The 15,435-nt window shown below is 32.2% G+C and carries 15 protein-coding genes and 1 other annotated feature; of the genes, 13 read left to right on the forward strand and 2 right to left on the reverse strand.

Features of this window, described 5'->3' with window-relative positions; all coding sequences use genetic code 11:
- Positions 1 to 7: 7 nt before the first annotated feature.
- Positions 8 to 115: a YjcZ family sporulation protein gene (locus tag ACLBWW_RS12590; protein ID WP_000120182.1), complete on the forward strand. Its 108-nt coding sequence runs from the start codon at positions 8 to 10 to the stop codon at positions 113 to 115.
- Between the two features lie 92 nt (positions 116 to 207).
- Here ACLBWW_RS12590 and ACLBWW_RS12595 read toward each other — a convergent pair whose 3' ends face one another.
- Positions 208 to 1,476: a sensor histidine kinase gene (locus tag ACLBWW_RS12595; RefSeq protein ID WP_098221887.1), complete on the reverse strand. Its 1,269-nt coding sequence runs from the start codon at positions 1,474 to 1,476 to the stop codon at positions 208 to 210.
- Positions 1,477 to 1,561: 85 nt separating this feature from the next.
- Entirely contained in the window at positions 1,562 to 2,443 is an 882-nt protein-coding gene (locus tag ACLBWW_RS12600) for a protein kinase domain-containing protein (RefSeq protein ID WP_447614054.1), read from the reverse strand.
- A 127-nt stretch (positions 2,444 to 2,570) separates the two neighbouring features.
- On the opposite strand from ACLBWW_RS12600, the gene ACLBWW_RS12605 reads away from it, so the two are divergent.
- The 12 genes from ACLBWW_RS12605 to ACLBWW_RS12660 all read left to right on the forward strand — a co-directional run bounded on the left by ACLBWW_RS12605 (position 2,571) and on the right by ACLBWW_RS12660 (position 15,404).
- On the forward strand, positions 2,571 to 3,080 hold the full coding sequence (locus tag ACLBWW_RS12605; protein ID WP_048547154.1) for a GrpB family protein: 510 nt from the start codon (positions 2,571 to 2,573) through the stop codon (positions 3,078 to 3,080).
- Positions 3,081 to 3,197: 117 nt separating this feature from the next.
- Positions 3,198 to 3,728 carry a hypothetical protein gene (locus tag ACLBWW_RS12610; RefSeq protein ID WP_048547155.1) on the forward strand — a complete coding sequence of 177 codons (531 nt, stop codon included), beginning with the start codon at positions 3,198 to 3,200 and terminating at the stop codon, positions 3,726 to 3,728.
- 12 nt (positions 3,729 to 3,740) lie between these two features.
- On the forward strand, positions 3,741 to 4,415 hold the full coding sequence (locus ACLBWW_RS12615; protein WP_048547157.1) for a response regulator transcription factor: 675 nt from the start codon (positions 3,741 to 3,743) through the stop codon (positions 4,413 to 4,415).
- Complete coding sequence (locus tag ACLBWW_RS12620) at positions 4,412 to 5,827, forward strand: HAMP domain-containing sensor histidine kinase (RefSeq protein WP_447614055.1); 1,416 nt, start codon at positions 4,412 to 4,414, stop codon at positions 5,825 to 5,827. The genes ACLBWW_RS12615 and ACLBWW_RS12620 overlap by 4 nt, the downstream gene beginning before the upstream one ends.
- A 108-nt stretch (positions 5,828 to 5,935) precedes the next feature.
- Positions 5,936 to 6,922 (forward strand): zinc-binding dehydrogenase, encoded by a 987-nt coding sequence (locus ACLBWW_RS12625; RefSeq protein WP_447614056.1) that lies wholly within the window; start codon positions 5,936 to 5,938, stop codon positions 6,920 to 6,922.
- A 249-nt stretch (positions 6,923 to 7,171) separates the two neighbouring features.
- Positions 7,172 to 7,771 carry an undecaprenyl-diphosphatase gene (locus ACLBWW_RS12630; RefSeq protein ID WP_048547161.1) on the forward strand — a complete coding sequence of 200 codons (600 nt, stop codon included), beginning with the start codon at positions 7,172 to 7,174 and terminating at the stop codon, positions 7,769 to 7,771.
- A 359-nt stretch (positions 7,772 to 8,130) separates the two neighbouring features.
- Positions 8,131 to 10,269, forward strand: coding sequence for a penicillin-binding protein (locus tag ACLBWW_RS12635; protein WP_098641843.1), 2,139 nt, complete (start codon positions 8,131 to 8,133; stop codon positions 10,267 to 10,269).
- A 177-nt stretch (positions 10,270 to 10,446) separates the two neighbouring features.
- Positions 10,447 to 10,705: a binding site (T-box leader), on the forward strand.
- A 65-nt stretch (positions 10,706 to 10,770) separates the two neighbouring features.
- On the forward strand, positions 10,771 to 12,009 hold the full coding sequence (locus ACLBWW_RS12640) for an MFS transporter (protein WP_098641842.1): 1,239 nt from the start codon (positions 10,771 to 10,773) through the stop codon (positions 12,007 to 12,009).
- Positions 12,010 to 12,113: 104 nt separating this feature from the next.
- Positions 12,114 to 13,139 carry a serine hydrolase domain-containing protein gene (locus tag ACLBWW_RS12645; protein WP_098221899.1) on the forward strand — a complete coding sequence of 342 codons (1,026 nt, stop codon included), beginning with the start codon at positions 12,114 to 12,116 and terminating at the stop codon, positions 13,137 to 13,139.
- Positions 13,140 to 13,345: 206 nt separating this feature from the next.
- Positions 13,346 to 13,813 (forward strand): DUF1453 family protein, encoded by a 468-nt coding sequence (locus tag ACLBWW_RS12650; RefSeq protein ID WP_000353194.1) that lies wholly within the window; start codon positions 13,346 to 13,348, stop codon positions 13,811 to 13,813.
- Positions 13,814 to 13,892: 79 nt separating this feature from the next.
- The gene (locus tag ACLBWW_RS12655; RefSeq protein ID WP_000576339.1) at positions 13,893 to 14,399 is read left to right on the forward strand and encodes a DUF3189 family protein; all 507 of its coding nucleotides are present in this window, start codon (positions 13,893 to 13,895) and stop codon (positions 14,397 to 14,399) included.
- 198 nt (positions 14,400 to 14,597) lie between these two features.
- Positions 14,598 to 15,404: a DegV family protein gene (locus ACLBWW_RS12660; RefSeq protein ID WP_048547168.1), complete on the forward strand. Its 807-nt coding sequence runs from the start codon at positions 14,598 to 14,600 to the stop codon at positions 15,402 to 15,404.
- Positions 15,405 to 15,435 lie beyond the last annotated feature (31 nt).

Consider the following 15,435-nt stretch of genomic DNA (forward strand, 5'->3'; position numbering starts at 1 on the left):
AGAAAATATGAGTTACGGTGGTTCTTGTGGTTTTGGTGGAGGTTTCGCGTTATTAGTTGTGTTATTTATTTTATTAATTATCGTTGGATGCAGCTGCTGGGGCGGAGGGTACTAATTTCTAATTAGTCTCCACAAATGTAAACTTAAAAAACATAGAAGATACTTATGTATCGAAACAAATAAAAAAGGAGCAATTATGCTCCTTTTTTATTTGTTTTCAGATGAATTCATATTACATCTCGGCAATGTAATTGTCAAAGTTGTACCTTTATTAATAACGCTTCGGATTTTCAAACTACCTTGCATCGTTTCAATGATCTTAACAGCAACCATTGTACCTAAACCTGTACCTTTTGTTTTTGTACTAAAATATGGTTCACCAAATCGATTTACTTGCTCTTGTGACATACCAATTCCGCTATCCTCAATTCGAATAATAACTTTATTATTACTAATAGATGAGGAGATATGTAAAGTACCACCATTAGGCATTGCTTCAATCCCATTTTTTATTAAGTTTAAAAAACATTGTTGAAAGTGCTGTTTATTGCCTACAATTGTTGCCGTAGAAAAATCTTTTGTAATATGTATTGTATTCATATTGCATAATGGTAAGATCATATTAATAACTCGGTTCAACTCTTGTTCTACTGAAATATGATCTAATTTTTCTGAAGCAGGTTTGGCAAACGTTAAATAATCATCAATAATTCCTTGTGCACGATGTAACTCTTCAAGTATATGTTCAATATACTCATCTCTTGATTCTGGAGTTAAATTAGGTGTTTTTAAAAGTTGAGTAAATCCTTTTACGACAGTTAAGGGGTTTCTTACTTCGTGCGATATACTAGCAGCAAGTTGGCTAACAATCTCCATTTTCTCCATTTTAATCATCTTCGATCGCATACATACTGCATCTTTTAAAACTTCATTAAAATAAATGCCAAACAACATCAAAATGGTTGGTAATATTATGAAATAAATAATGTACAAATTATTTACTTCAAAATCTGATAAAGTTAATACAATTACAGTTGTAAATATTGCTAGAAAAAATGTTAAAAACATTCCATAAGCTACTTTAATTTTTCTATTATACTTATTAAATTTTGCGGATGCGAATGCTGTAACGATAAACATTGTTCCATAAACTAGTATTGTTAACATACTAAATCCATAAAATGAAAATCTTGTAATTAATAAAATAGCAAACAAAATGATACCAACAGGGAAGCCACCATAAAGTGTGCCTATTATAACTGGTATTTGTCTTAAATCATGAATACAATTTTCATCCATATAGATTGGATAGCGCATACATAAAATAAGAGGGATACTCGTACAAAGGATAATAAGTAATTTTTTATATTTCTTTAAATAGCGTCCGCTATCATATATAAAATAAAAAATAAATATACTACTTAAAATGTAAAGAAGATTATTTAATACGTTTTGATTAATATAAACAAAGTTCATAATATTTTCCTCGTTATTTTGAATTTCCATTTTATATGTATTATACATGATTATAGTAGAAACTTTATGTTTTTAATAATATAGGTTATATCTTTTCAGCATTTGCCACGTTTATCCACTCTTCATAAAATACTTTAACTGATTCATATCGTTCAGCTCGGCTTTCATTTACAGCACGATGCACTATTTCATATAAGTCCCTACTTGCTTCCCATTTTGTAAAGGAACGATCTTTTCCACCTCCTAAAATTTCGAAAGCCATCGCCCCCATATTAAATACATTTGTTCTTGCATCAATCATAGCGTTTAGCTCAAATTCTTCAGGAGACATAAAACGCGAGGAACCCCATAATCTACCCATTTTATTCACGTATGGTTTTTTAGAATATAAATCAATATCACAAATCTTCGTCTCATTTGTATGGAAATTATATAAAATACTACCGTCATAAAAATCTATTGCTACATAGTTTTCCTTTTCGACATATGTATGGAAAGAAAACATAGAATTTAAGGACTGAATTCGCTCCAAAACAGATAAATGCTTATATTTATAATAAGGAGAGTTTGGATTTTTATATTTCTCAGGAGGCGGGAAACTCCAATGTGAATGAAGACATTCGCCATCAAACCAATCAAAAATTAAGACATATCCAGATTGAACGGGAAAATGTTCAATTAATTGTATTAGTGACTCATGCTTTAATTCTTCATATAAGGAAACTGAATTTTTTAATCTATCAATTGCATCGCTGGTCTTTCCGTTATATGCAATTGTATGTGCCCCTGCATATTTAATAAATTTCTTATGACCATCTTTTTCTACACCAAAAGATAGATTTCCTGAATCTTGCTGGTCAAAAACCGCAAATACGGTTCCTAATTTCAATAGCCAATCAAAATTATGATGTTCTTTTAATTTAAATGTTACTTGATTTAATTGAATTTCAACTGGAATATCTTTCATAATATACCTCACATTTATTATAATTAAGTTGTATATTTCAGTATTCGACATATTTTGTAAAAATCCTATGTTAATCACATGAAATTTTATAAATATAATAATAAACACTTATAAGAGGGTGAACAATATGGAACAACAAATCGTTATTAAACCATATCAAAAAGATTGGTATGAAGAGTATGTAATAGAAAAAGAGAAATTTATTTCATTATTTGAAGGAGAATGTATTGCTATTGAGCACATAGGGAGCACATCTGTACAAGGATTAGGAGCGAAACCTCTAATTGATATGATGATTGGCGTAACGGATTTACAAATTACTGAAAAGTGGATTGAAGCGCTATCAAAAATTGGGTATGAGTATGTTCCAAAAGAAACACCTAATCGACGTTTTTTTAGAAAGGGAAAATGGAGAGCTGGTACTCATCATTTACATGTTTATATTTATAATAGTGAGGAGTGGAAAAACAATCTTTTATTTCGAGACTTTCTAATAAAACATGAATGGGCACGTAAAGAATATAGAGAATTAAAAGAGAAACTTGCAACTACATATCCTTTTGATCGTGTTTCATATACAAGTGCAAAAGCACCGTTTATTCAAAATATAATAAAATTAGCTAAAAAAGATCACTAGAAAATTCAAGTGATCTTCAAATTCTCATTTTATTTTAATCTTTCTCTCATGTTCCTTTCTTTTTAATTTGATATTCTGCTTGTTACAGAAGGTTTATAAGGAAGGAGCTTGAATAAATTGGAGAAGCTACTAAGAAATAAATATTTTCATTTGTATGTTAAAATTACAGGCATTACTATAATTTTTTGTAGTATAGCATTGTTAGTTATTAATGTAATATACGGCAACGCATTAAATGTGAAATGGTTAAATAAGAAATTAGGTTCTTTCGGTGAATACGGGGCAATTTTAGCTGCATCGTTATGGATTTTACGTCATGTATGGTTATTTTTAAAAAAGAAAAATATAATTGGGTTTAAATTGATAAAGGATATATATCTTTTTATAAAAAAATTTCACGTATTAATTGGATATACTGTATTAGCTGTATCATTTACTCATGGCGTTTATTTTTTATTAAAAGGAAGTCGGCATATACTTATATTTTATAGTGGTATATTCTCTCTTTTCATTTTAATCATACTAGGAGTCGTCGGATTTTTCTTACAGAAACATAATAAAAAAACAAACTTGATATTGTATAGAAAAGCACATCAAATCATTGCAATTATATTTGGGATAGGATTACTCATTCATTTAACTATATAGGAGGAATTAGGGTTGCAACATATATTAATTATTGAGGATGAGGAAAGTTTAGCTGATTTTTTAGAATTAGAATTAAAGTATGAAGGATATAAGGTAGACATACAGTTTGATGGAAGGAAGGGATTAGAGGCCGCACTTGAAATAAATTATGATCTTATTTTACTTGACTTAATGCTACCAGGGTTAAATGGACTAGAAGTGTGTCGTAGATTAAGGGCAACTAAAAATACACCTATTATTATGCTGACTGCACGCGATAGTATTATGGACCGCGTGACAGGGTTAGATAGCGGTGCCGATGATTATCTTCCGAAACCATTTGCAATTGAAGAGCTATTAGCGCGAATGAGAGTTATATTTAGACGAGAAAAACATATAGAAAACAAACATGTATCATCTCTTACGTTTAAAGATTTACAGCTCCAGATTGAATCGCGAACTATTACAAAAGGTAATGAAGAAATCGAACTTACAAATAAAGAATTTGAACTATTACTGATGTTTATGAAAAATATTAATAGAGTACTTACCCGTGATGTTTTATTGGATCAAGTATGGGGATATGACGCGATGGTTGAGACAAATATCGTTGATGTATACGTTCGTTATTTACGTAACAAGTTACATAGTGTAGATAAGGAGGAATATATCCAAACGGTCCGCGGTGCTGGATATATAATGAAATGATTAAAAATATTGTGCATCGAATTCGAAATCTACCTATAAAGTGGAAATTAACACTTTGGTCCACTACTCTAGTATTTATTTTATTCATTTTATATAGCACTCTGCAGTTTATTGTAATTAACAAGTGGACTATAGACTATGAACAAAAACAAATAAATAGACAAGTGACAGAAATAGCGGCCTATTTCCAAGATAAAAATGATACCCTTTCGAGAAAAACGTTTGAAAACAGTAAAGATTTCTTAAACAATATGATTGATAAACATCAAATGATTCGTATTATTGGTATGGATGGGAAAACAATTGTTACTGTTTCGCGAGATTTTAATGAAACATGGATAAAGCCAAAACAAGTTACACAAGAGGAATTATTTATAAAAAGACATGTAGAAGATCGCATATTAGTTAAGCGTATACCAATCCAAACAAAAGAGTTCACTGGTACTATTGAGCTTACGAAAAACTTAGAGGCTTTCGATCATTTATTAAAAATTATTGTAGTGGTAATGGTTATTGCTGGAATATGTGGACTAATCTTTAGTTTTTTAGGTGGGCTACTAATCACGAAAAAACTATTATCAAGCGTTCAAAATATAACGGATACGATGAAACGCATTAAGAAAAATGGATTGAATGAACGAGTTCCAGTACGTGAAAATAATGATGAACTTGCAAAATTATCGTTTCTTTTTAACGAAATGATGGATGAGGTAGAAACTTCTTTTACACAACAGAAACAGTTTGTTGAAGACGCATCCCATGAACTGAGAACACCACTAACAATTATTCAAGGACACTTATCTATGTTAAATCGGTGGGGGAAAAATGACCCGGCAGTTTTAGATAAATCGCTTCAATCCAGTTTAAAGGAAGTCGATCGTTTAAATAAGTTAGTTTTAGAATTGTTAGAACTATCAAGAGCCGAATCAGAACAGATGCATCCAATCGCAGCTGAGCCAGTCCATGTAAATAGTATATTAAAACACGTTACACAAAACTTTGGCGTACTTCAAACTGGATTTCAATTTGAAATGAAACTGGATGGAGATACGGCATATGTCTCAATACCCTCATCTTACTTAGAACAAATTATTATTATCGTAATGGATAACGCTGTGAAGTATACAAAAGAAGTTAATAAATATATTTGTATTGAATCTAGTGTGCAATCAAGGAAAGTTAAAATTCGTATCATAGATCGTGGAGCGGGAATACCCGAAGCTGATTTACCTTTTGTTCTTAACCGCTTTTATCGAGTGGACAAAGCAAGAAGTCGAAAACAGGGTGGAAACGGTCTAGGTTTGTCTATTGCAAAACGACTTATAGAGAAATACAACGGAACAATTCAAATAGAGAGTAAAGAAGGCGAAGGAACAATCGTTACGATTACACTGCCTACCGTTTCACTTTAATAATTTAGAAAGAAGGGATGTTTTTGTGCATTCCTTCTTTTTTACGGTCAAATTATTTTGTTTATTTCGAACTTTCTAGTACATTAGAATCATGAAGGGGGAATAATAATGAAAGCTATCGTACAACAATATAAATCTGGATTTGAAGGGGTAGAATATAAAGTATTACCAGAGATAACACCTAATGCTGGAGAAGTGAAAGTGAAATTAAAATCAGCCGGTTTAAATCACCGAGATTTATTTATAATGAATAACAGAAAAGAAATGCAATTACCATTAGTTCTAGGATCAGATGGTGCAGGTATTGTTACGGAAATTGGAGAAGGTGTTTCAGGTGATTTATTACAAACCGAGATCATTATTAATCCTAGTATTGGATGGGATCATATTGCTGAAATACCCGAGTTACCAGAGGTGTTAGGTGGACCGAAAGATGGAACGTTTGCTGAATATGTGATTGTGCCCGCTGAAAATGTAGTGGAAAAACCGTCATATCTTACTTGGGAAGAGTCTGGCGTCTTATCTTTATCGGCACTAACTGCATATAGAGCGCTTTTTACAAAGGGTAGATTAAAGAGTGGAGAACATGTTTTAATTCCTGGAATAGGCGGCGGTGTAGCGACATTTGCCATGTTATTTGCAAAAGCAATTGGCGCAAAAGTAAGTGTTACTTCAAGGGTAGAGAACAAAAGAAAGTTTGCCGAAACATATGGCGCAGACTTTTCTTTTAATAGTTCTGGAAATTGGGAAGAGAGTTTATGCGGAGAGAAGGTAGATTTAATAATCGATAGTATAGGTCCAGCAACATTCTTAAAATACTTTGATGTATTAAAACCTAATGGAAGAATTGTTAATTTTGGTGCAAGCTCAGGAGATAAAGTTGAATTATCATTACGAGCATTATTTTATAATCAAATCGATATAATGGGAACATCTATGGGTAGCCGTGAGGAATTTAATGAAATGGTTAAGTTTATAGAGAAATATAAAATTAAACCAATTATGGATAAAGTTTATTCGTTAGAAGAAGCGATTCAAGCATTAAAACGTATGGAACAGGGAGAACAATTTGGTAACATTGCACTTCGGATGTAATACAAATATGATTTTGCAACTAGTATATTCAAATGACTATGTTATGTATTCTATATATAAAAAGCATATGATTCGTATTGTTTTAAAGGTTTTTCAGCTTTATACAAAATTAGCCATTATAAATAGTCTTAATATTGTCAAATAACTACTAGTAAAATGAGAATTAGATGAGAAAAGTTTAAGTCCATTTTCATATAGATGTTGTATACTGTGTAAATCACGAACGCTTTTATGTAAGGAGAGAGTATTATGAATTACACAGTATTTCAATGGTTTAATAATTTTGCAGGATCGTCCAAACTATTAGATACGCTAATGATTGCTATTACAAATAGTGCTGTATATGTAGCGATTTTGTTTATGTTTGTCTTATGGTTTAATAATGGAAAGAAAGTCAATGCCATTAAAAAACAATACACAGTGTTATATACGACACTTTCAGTCATTATCGCATTACTAGTAAATGTGGTGATACATGCAGTATATTACCATCCACGTCCGTTTGTATCACATGATGTACATCAATTAGTACCACATGCAGCAGACTCATCATTTGTTAGTGATCATTCTGTACTTGTATTTTCCATCGCATTTGTATTTTTACTTAGAGGAGAAAAACTTAAATATGTCGCTCTTATTTGGGCAGTATTAGTTGGTGTATCACGTATGTACGTAGGAGTTCATTATCCTCTAGATATACTAGGTGCTGCGTTCTTAACATTTATTACGAGTAGTTTAGTAATACAAAGTACACGTATGCTTGAACCGATAGCGAGATTTGTATTCAAAATGTACGCATTGGTAGCGAAACGAATTCCTTTTCTAGCGAAATATAATCATATAGCTTAATTTTTATAAATAACTATTTGTAAGTTTGTTTAAGAGTTCGCCTTTGGAAATCCAGAGGCGAACTTTTTTATTATGCACAAGATAAGGGTATGCGTAATAAAAGAGTGGAGAAAGAACAACGGAATTAGCATCATAAGTTCCTATTAAATTTGTATAAGTTAACCATCTTATAACGGAATATTCGTAAATTTCACGCACCGTACTGTAAATAGAAAAATAAAAGCAGAAACAACAGCTACTTTCAGAACGTTTTAAAGGAATTAAAAAGAAAAGTTCGAAACATATAGTATTGAAATCAAAAACTACATAATTTGTAGCACACCTTTGCCGCAATTAATTGTGAAAGAAAGGAGATCAATATGCATAAACTTCAAACGAATAAAGGCGCGCGGTATTTTATGATTGCTTTTATTGTTTTGTTTCTTATTATGCTTTTGCGTTTTTTCTATATTCAAGCAGTAGGGGTCGTGCATAATGTGAACGTCAAGGATCTTGCAACTGAACAACATAATAAAAATGGTGTTTTGGAAGCAAATCGTGGCACAATATATGATCAAACTGGAAAGGTGCTAGTCCAAGATTCCACAACGTATCGTGTTGTTGTGAATTTGAAAGGAACAAATAAAGTGAAAAATAAAGAGGAAACCGCAGAGCGATTAGCTGATGCACTTGAAATTGATAAAGAGGACGTATTAAAAAATTTTCATGAGGGACGCACGCAAGTTGAGATTGGAAAAGTTGGCCGGAATTTATCTAGAGAAGTAAAGGAACAAATAAAGCAATTGAAAATCCCGGGTGTATCTTTTATGTCAGAAAAAGCAAGAGTATATCCAAATGAAGATTTTGCATCTTATATTCTTGGTTTTGCGAGACCTGACGATAAAGGGAATACAGAAGGGAAATTTGGACTGGAAAAGAGTCTGGATAAATATTTGCGCTCGACAAACGGAAATATAGAATACGTGGGAGCACCAAGAGGGGTCCCACTTACAAATGATATAGGGAAAATAGAACCCGCTAAAAATGGGAATAACGTATACCTTACGCTAGATAAACAAATTAATAGTTTTTTAGAAGAAGCGATGAATAAGGCGCAAGAGCACTATGATCCTTCTATGCTAGTAGGAATCATAGCGGATCCAAAGACAGGGAAAGTTTTAGCAATGTCTAGTAAACCTAGTTTTAATCCTAATAAAGGAGATATCGAATACTTTTTAAATGACCCAATCGCATATGCATTTGAACCAGGTTCAACTATGAAAGTATTTACGTTAGCTGCTGCAATAAATGAAGGGGTATATAACGGGAAAGAATATTTCCAATCTGGAAAATATTCAGTTGGTTCATCTGATATAAAAGATCATAACGGTGGGTTTGGATGGGGATCTATTACATTTGATGAAGGCTTTGAAAGATCATCCAACGTAGCTTTTTCTATTTTAGAAGATCAGTTATTGAAACCGGATAAATTTAAGCAATATATGAATAAATTTGGATTCAACCAAAAAACCGGAATAGATTTACCTGGCGAAAGTAAAAACACATTATTATTAAATACACAAATTCAACAAGTCACAACTTCTTTCGGACAAGGTTCTACAGTAACTCCCATTCAATTAATCCAAGCAGCTACTGCTATAGCAAATGACGGGAAAATGATGCAACCATATATCGTTGACAAAGTTGTAAATCCAATAAATAAACAAGTTATTATGGAAAATCAACCGAAAGAAATTGGGAATCCAATAAAAAAAGAGACAGCGGACAAGGTAAGAGACTTAATGGAGCGTGTTATTACGTCTTCAAAAGGTACTGGTACAATGTATAAAGTGGATGGTTATCCAATAGGAGGTAAGACGGGAACAGCGCAAATTCCGAATCCTGAAAATGGACGATATATGGAAGGAAAAGAAAACTATATTTTTTCATTTTTAGGAATGGCTCCGATTGATGACCCAGAGTTAATTGTATACTTAGCTATTAAGCAGCCAAAGTTAAAGGGAGATGAGTATGGAGCTCAGCCGCTCGCTGAAATATTTAAACCAGTTATGAAAAATAGCCTTGAATATTTAAAAGTGAAACCATATACAGAAAAACAAATGGCAGATGCAACGAAACGATCCCAATTAAAAGTACAAAACTATGTCAATCAAGCAATGGATACAGTAGAGAATAGTGTGAAAAAAGAGAAGCTCCAACCGATAATTTTAGGCGAAGGAAAAATAATAAAACAATATCCGCAATCTGGTGAAGTAATGAGTGAAGGGGATCGTATATTTTTATTAGGGAAGAACGCAATAATGCCAAATTTACAAGGTTGGTCAATGCGTGATGTTATGTATTTCTCTAAATTATTAAAATTAGATTTAAAAACTACAGGTACGGGCTATGTAACGAGTCAGAGCATTGAAAAGGGACAAGATATACAAGAAGGCGATGCATTAGAACTAAACTTAGAACCACCTTTACAACCGCTAGCAGAGGCGAATACAAACTAATTCGGACAAAGTGAAGGGTCTATATACAATAGGCTCTTTATTTTACAGATTTAAGTAATTTCACGCACCGTAATTTTTAGAAAAAATAATAAATAAAAGAATTAACAGAAACATGTTATTAAATATCTGATTATTTTTTATTTACAGTTAAATATTTCTGTGATAATATGGAAAAAATCAAATGCAGTGAAGAGAAGAGTAAATAAAATGAATTTTTCACAGAGAGCTCCATTTAGCTGAAAAGGAGTAAAAATTCTTTATTGAACCAAGCCTCTGAGCGGCACATCGGAACCTTTTATTAGGGGGTGGTGTGACGGGAGCTCCCGTTATAGAGCTATGGTATAAGCATGATTTACAATGCAGTACCTAATAAGGTTAATATGGCGACATATTAACAAACTAGGGTGGCACCGCGATGATAAATCTCGTCCCTAAGACAAAAAGTCTTGGGGGTGGGATTTTATTATTGTTTAAATACGATTTGGAAAGCGGGGGCCTAAAATGAAAAACTTACTTAAAGGTTGGAAATATCCTTTATTATTACTGTCTGGAGTTGGTATTGCGAATTTAGGGGCATGGATTTACTTAATAGCACTGAATGTACTTGTCTATAATATGGGAGGCTCAGCCTTAGCTGTTGCTACTTTATATGTAATTAAACCATTAGCCGCTTTATTTACAAACGCATGGTCAGGAAGTATGATTGATCGTTTAAATAAACGGAAGTTAATGATTCACCTCGATATATATCGTGCGGTATTTATCGCTATTTTACCTTTACTTCCATCACTTTGGATTGTTTATGTGTTCGTATTCTTTATTAGTATGGCTAGTGCAATTTATGAGCCAACTGCTATGACGTATATGACGAAATTAATTCCAGTTGAGCAAAGACAACGTTTTAACTCATTACGTAGTTTAATAGGATCTGGTGCATTTTTAATTGGGCCAGCGATAGCGGGAGTATTGTTAATAGCAAGTACACCAGAGTTTGCTATATATATAAATGCTATAGCATTTCTCATATCAGGAGTAATTACATTACTGTTACCTAATCTTGATAAAAAATCCGATATTCATACATCAAATGACAAGTTATCTCTAGCTGTACTAAAAAAAGATTGGAACATCGTTTTAAAATTTAGTAAAAAATCTTTATATATCGTTTTTATGTACTTCTTGTTTCAAGGGATGATGGTTTTAGCTGCCGCAAATGATTCACTTGAATTGTCATTTGCTAAAAAAATTTTACTGTTATCAGATAGTGAGTATGGCTTTTTAGTTAGTACCGGCGGAGCTGGATTTATTTTAGGAGCTATAACAAATACAGTTTTATCAAAAAAATTAACACCTTCATTTTTAATTGGAATAGGATCATTATTCATCGCAATCGGTTATTTAATTTATGCTTTTTCAAATGAGTTTTTAATAGCTACTATCGGATTCTTTATTTTATCTTTCTCTATGGCATATGCAAATACAGGATTTAACACCTTTTATCAAAATAATGTCCCTGTCTATATGATGGGACGGATTGGGAGTATATATGGGCTTGTTATTGCGTTCATGACCATTTCGATTACGATTCTATTCGGAGTTGTAACCCAATTTATTTCTATACAACTTGTAGTTATTATAGGATCATCAATCATGTTCCTTATAACTATCATATTGTGTGTGTTTACTTTATTGCCATCACAGTCTAAAGTGCATTCCTCTGAGTCAATCAATTCAAAATAGTAATCTTGGTTTTGATTTACGGTATTCAATAGGAGGGTTTACCCTCCTATATATGGAAATATAAGAAGGGTGAACAATATTGATAAACGAGGGTGGTTTTTGTAATGAAAACAAAAAATCAAATAGACAGTATTGTAAAAGAAATGCATCAGCATATAGATTTCTCTGGGGTAATTTTAGTAAAAGAAGAAAAAGGCTTAGTCTATGAAGAGGCGTTTGGTTACGCAAATCGCAATGAATGTATAAATAATACGCTACAAACAAGGTTTGGAATTGCCTCCGGTTGTAAAATATTCACTGCTATCGGTATCTGTCAACTTGTTGAAAAAGGTGTAATCACTTTTCATACAAAGTTAAAAGAGTGTTTACGTATAAACTTTCCAAACTTCAATGAAGATATTACAATACATCACCTTTTGACGCATAGTTCGGGTATTCCGGATTATTTTGATGAAAGTATTATGGATAACTTCGAAGATCTTTGGGAACAAACTCCTATGTATCTATTAAAAAATTTAAAAGACTTCTTACCATTATTCCAAAACAGAAATATGATGTTTGCAACAGGAAGTAAGTTTCACTACAACAATGCTGGGTTTATCATACTTGGATTAATAATCGAAGAACAGACAGGACTTAAATTTACGGAGTATATAGAAAAAAACATATTTAATCCAATTGGTATGAACGATTCTGGCTATTTTTCTTTAGATAGATTACCAAGATACACAGCTCTTGGATATATAAAAGGTGAAATTAACCAAAATTGGAGGACAAACATCTACTCTATACCAATAATAGGAGGATCTGATGGTGGAGCTTTTATTACTGCGCCAGACATGCTGAAGTTTTGGGAAGCGTTGTTTAACTATGAAATTGTAAGCCGGGAATATACAAACATACTTTTAACCCCACACATTCAAGTAAATAAAAATCAGTCTTACGGATATGGAATATGGATTGAAACGAGAGAAAACAAGATATTCAAATATCATGTAATGGGATATGATCCAGGCGTTAGCTTTCGCTCGGCCGTATATCCAGACTTAGGAATTACAGTAGTTATTCCATCAAATAAAGGAGCGGGTCCTGAAAAGATAATGAAAGAATTAGAAAACTCTTTTTCATAAGGTTAAAAGAGTTTATGAACGCATTAATAAATGTAAAAAAGACGTACTATTTATTTGTACGTCTTTTTTGCATAAACAATGCTTAAAACTGATGGGAAATCACATTCTATATTTTATAATTTTTATTAGCTAGTTTATTTAAAGTATGGAATGAAAAGAAGCGAATATAATTTTCAAATGTAAACAAGTAAATAGGAGGACTCTAAATGGATATTCTATTTGTTATTCTACTTGTTGTTTTTATAATGATATTAATGCAAGGTAAAGAATATAAAGTGAATATTAATCGTATTTGGTTCATTCCGACTTTGCTGTGCTTTGCGACAATCCAGTCTATTATTCATATGGGACAATTAACTATATTGAAAGTATTACTATTCGTTGTAATGCTGGGGATTGGATTGGGCCTTGGAATGATTAGGGGAAAAGTTTTAACATTTCGATTAGATAGTGAAACAGGTCATGTATTACGAAAAGGAAATTGGTTAAGTACAATTATTCTACTTGCCATTCTAGGTACGAAGGTTTTGATTAAACAAAGTATGTTTTCTAGCAGTACTCACTATACATTAATGGTTGTAACAAATACCTTTTTATGTATCACATTAGGTACTGTAATTAGTAAACGATATTATATTTGGAAAAAATATAATGAATTAATACAAAAAACATGAAAGTATTCATCCATTGTTTAACAGCGCCGTGAACGGTAATACTAAATAACATTGAACATTTATAACAAGGGATGATAATATGATATTCATTTACACAGATTTCGGCGGAACGCATTCAACTTCACTTGCTGCAGCTTATCATTTAAATAAATTACCAACGGATCGTAAGTTAACGAAAGAAGAAATTTTGAATGTAGATTACTTTAATAAATTGAAAACAGAAGATATGGGGAAAATTATTTTTCATGGAATAGACGAAAATGGTAATCCAGTATATACAATTGGATGCGGCGCATCAAAAGTTGTTGTACCTGCGATGAAACATTTAGGAGAGATTTTGCAAAAACATTATCAAAGTCATGAAAAGATTATTTTTTCTAATACATCACCAACAGTGCCTTTACCAATGACTTTCGGTGGTCTGTTTTCTAGAAGATTTCACATCGACTTCATCGGCGTACCGTTACTCGTATGGGGAGCGAAACTTTGCTGTGATAACGTGCAAAGACTTGTTAGTTATACGAAGGAAGCTGGTCGATTGACCAATGATTATGTAGTAATTTTAGATAATGAAACTTTTAAATAATGTATGATAAGAGAAAATTGGGAAAAACTCCGATTTTCTTCTTTTTTTGGCCAAAATGACAAAAAATATTCACATTTAATATTCATCTACTATAGCCAAAACAATAAAGTCCTGTTACTATTACAGGGATATTCTCTTTTCGTAACATAAATATATAGAAAAGTCAGAAAAGAGGAGTTGAATTAAGGGAGGAACAACATGAAGCGTGTTGCTTGGATTACTGATAGTACAACTGCGAGTTTTAAAACAGAAGGAGATAACTTTGTTATCCCAATTGAAGTTATTATTGATGGTGTGTCGTACAAAGATTGTGAAGAAGGTGTGCGTGAGCGCGTTTATAATGCTTTGAACGAAAGTAAAACTGTCACTACATCACAGCCTAACATAGGGGAAATGGTAGATTTATTTTCGAAATGCAAAGAAGAATATGAAGAGGGATTTGCAGTTGCTATTAGCGGAAAAGTAAGTGGAACTTATCAAAACATGAAGTTAGCTGCAGACATGGCAGGTTTCCCATTAACGGTATTGGATAGTGAAACAACAAGTTATCCAATGGATGAACTAATTAGAAAAGCGAAATCGTTATACAATGATGGTATGACGTTACAAGATATACACAAAACATTAGTAGATGAAAAAAGAAGACCTTTCCACGTATTCCCGAAAAGTTTAAAAGGCCTTTACGCAAGTGGACGTGTAAAGGGAGTTCAATTTTTACTTGGAAGTTTATTAAGTGTCAACTTAATATTAGAAGTAAAAGGTGGAGAGCTTTTACTTGAAAAGAAAGTTCGTAAAATCCAAAAATGTCGAGAATATATTAAAAATGAACTTGAAAAAGAATTACCAAAAGTACTTCATATGTTCCATGCTAACGATAAAGATGGAGCTGAAGAATGGATTGCAGATATTAGACAAGCATTCCCTGAAATGGATTTCAAATTATACCCATTACCAATTTCATTTGCGGTTCATGCAGGTGAAGGTACAATAGCAATTAGTTATTAAGCAGAAAACCCGTGAATGATTCGCGGGTTTT

This window comes from Bacillus sp. M5A3_1b (assembly GCF_053345335.1).

Excerpts from the sequence above, each read along its gene's own strand:
- ACLBWW_RS12590 (WP_000120182.1), top strand. The coding sequence starts at position 8 with ATGAGTTACGGTGGTTCTTGTGGTTTTGGTGGAGGTTTCGCGTTATTA.
- ACLBWW_RS12620 (WP_447614055.1), top strand. The coding sequence starts at position 4,412 with ATGATTAAAAATATTGTGCATCGAATTCGAAATCTACCTATAAAGTGG.
- ACLBWW_RS12595 (WP_098221887.1), bottom strand. The coding sequence starts at position 1,476 with ATGAACTTTGTTTATATTAATCAAAACGTATTAAATAATCTTCTTTAC.
- ACLBWW_RS12605 (WP_048547154.1), top strand. The coding sequence starts at position 2,571 with ATGGAACAACAAATCGTTATTAAACCATATCAAAAAGATTGGTATGAA.
- ACLBWW_RS12650 (WP_000353194.1), top strand. The coding sequence starts at position 13,346 with ATGGATATTCTATTTGTTATTCTACTTGTTGTTTTTATAATGATATTA.
- ACLBWW_RS12655 (WP_000576339.1), top strand. The coding sequence starts at position 13,893 with ATGATATTCATTTACACAGATTTCGGCGGAACGCATTCAACTTCACTT.
- ACLBWW_RS12635 (WP_098641843.1), top strand. The coding sequence starts at position 8,131 with ATGCATAAACTTCAAACGAATAAAGGCGCGCGGTATTTTATGATTGCT.
- ACLBWW_RS12630 (WP_048547161.1), top strand. The coding sequence starts at position 7,172 with ATGAATTACACAGTATTTCAATGGTTTAATAATTTTGCAGGATCGTCC.
- ACLBWW_RS12660 (WP_048547168.1), top strand. The coding sequence starts at position 14,598 with ATGAAGCGTGTTGCTTGGATTACTGATAGTACAACTGCGAGTTTTAAA.
- ACLBWW_RS12600 (WP_447614054.1), bottom strand. The coding sequence starts at position 2,443 with ATGAAAGATATTCCAGTTGAAATTCAATTAAATCAAGTAACATTTAAA.
- ACLBWW_RS12645 (WP_098221899.1), top strand. The coding sequence starts at position 12,114 with ATGAAAACAAAAAATCAAATAGACAGTATTGTAAAAGAAATGCATCAG.
- ACLBWW_RS12640 (WP_098641842.1), top strand. The coding sequence starts at position 10,771 with ATGAAAAACTTACTTAAAGGTTGGAAATATCCTTTATTATTACTGTCT.
- ACLBWW_RS12625 (WP_447614056.1), top strand. The coding sequence starts at position 5,936 with ATGAAAGCTATCGTACAACAATATAAATCTGGATTTGAAGGGGTAGAA.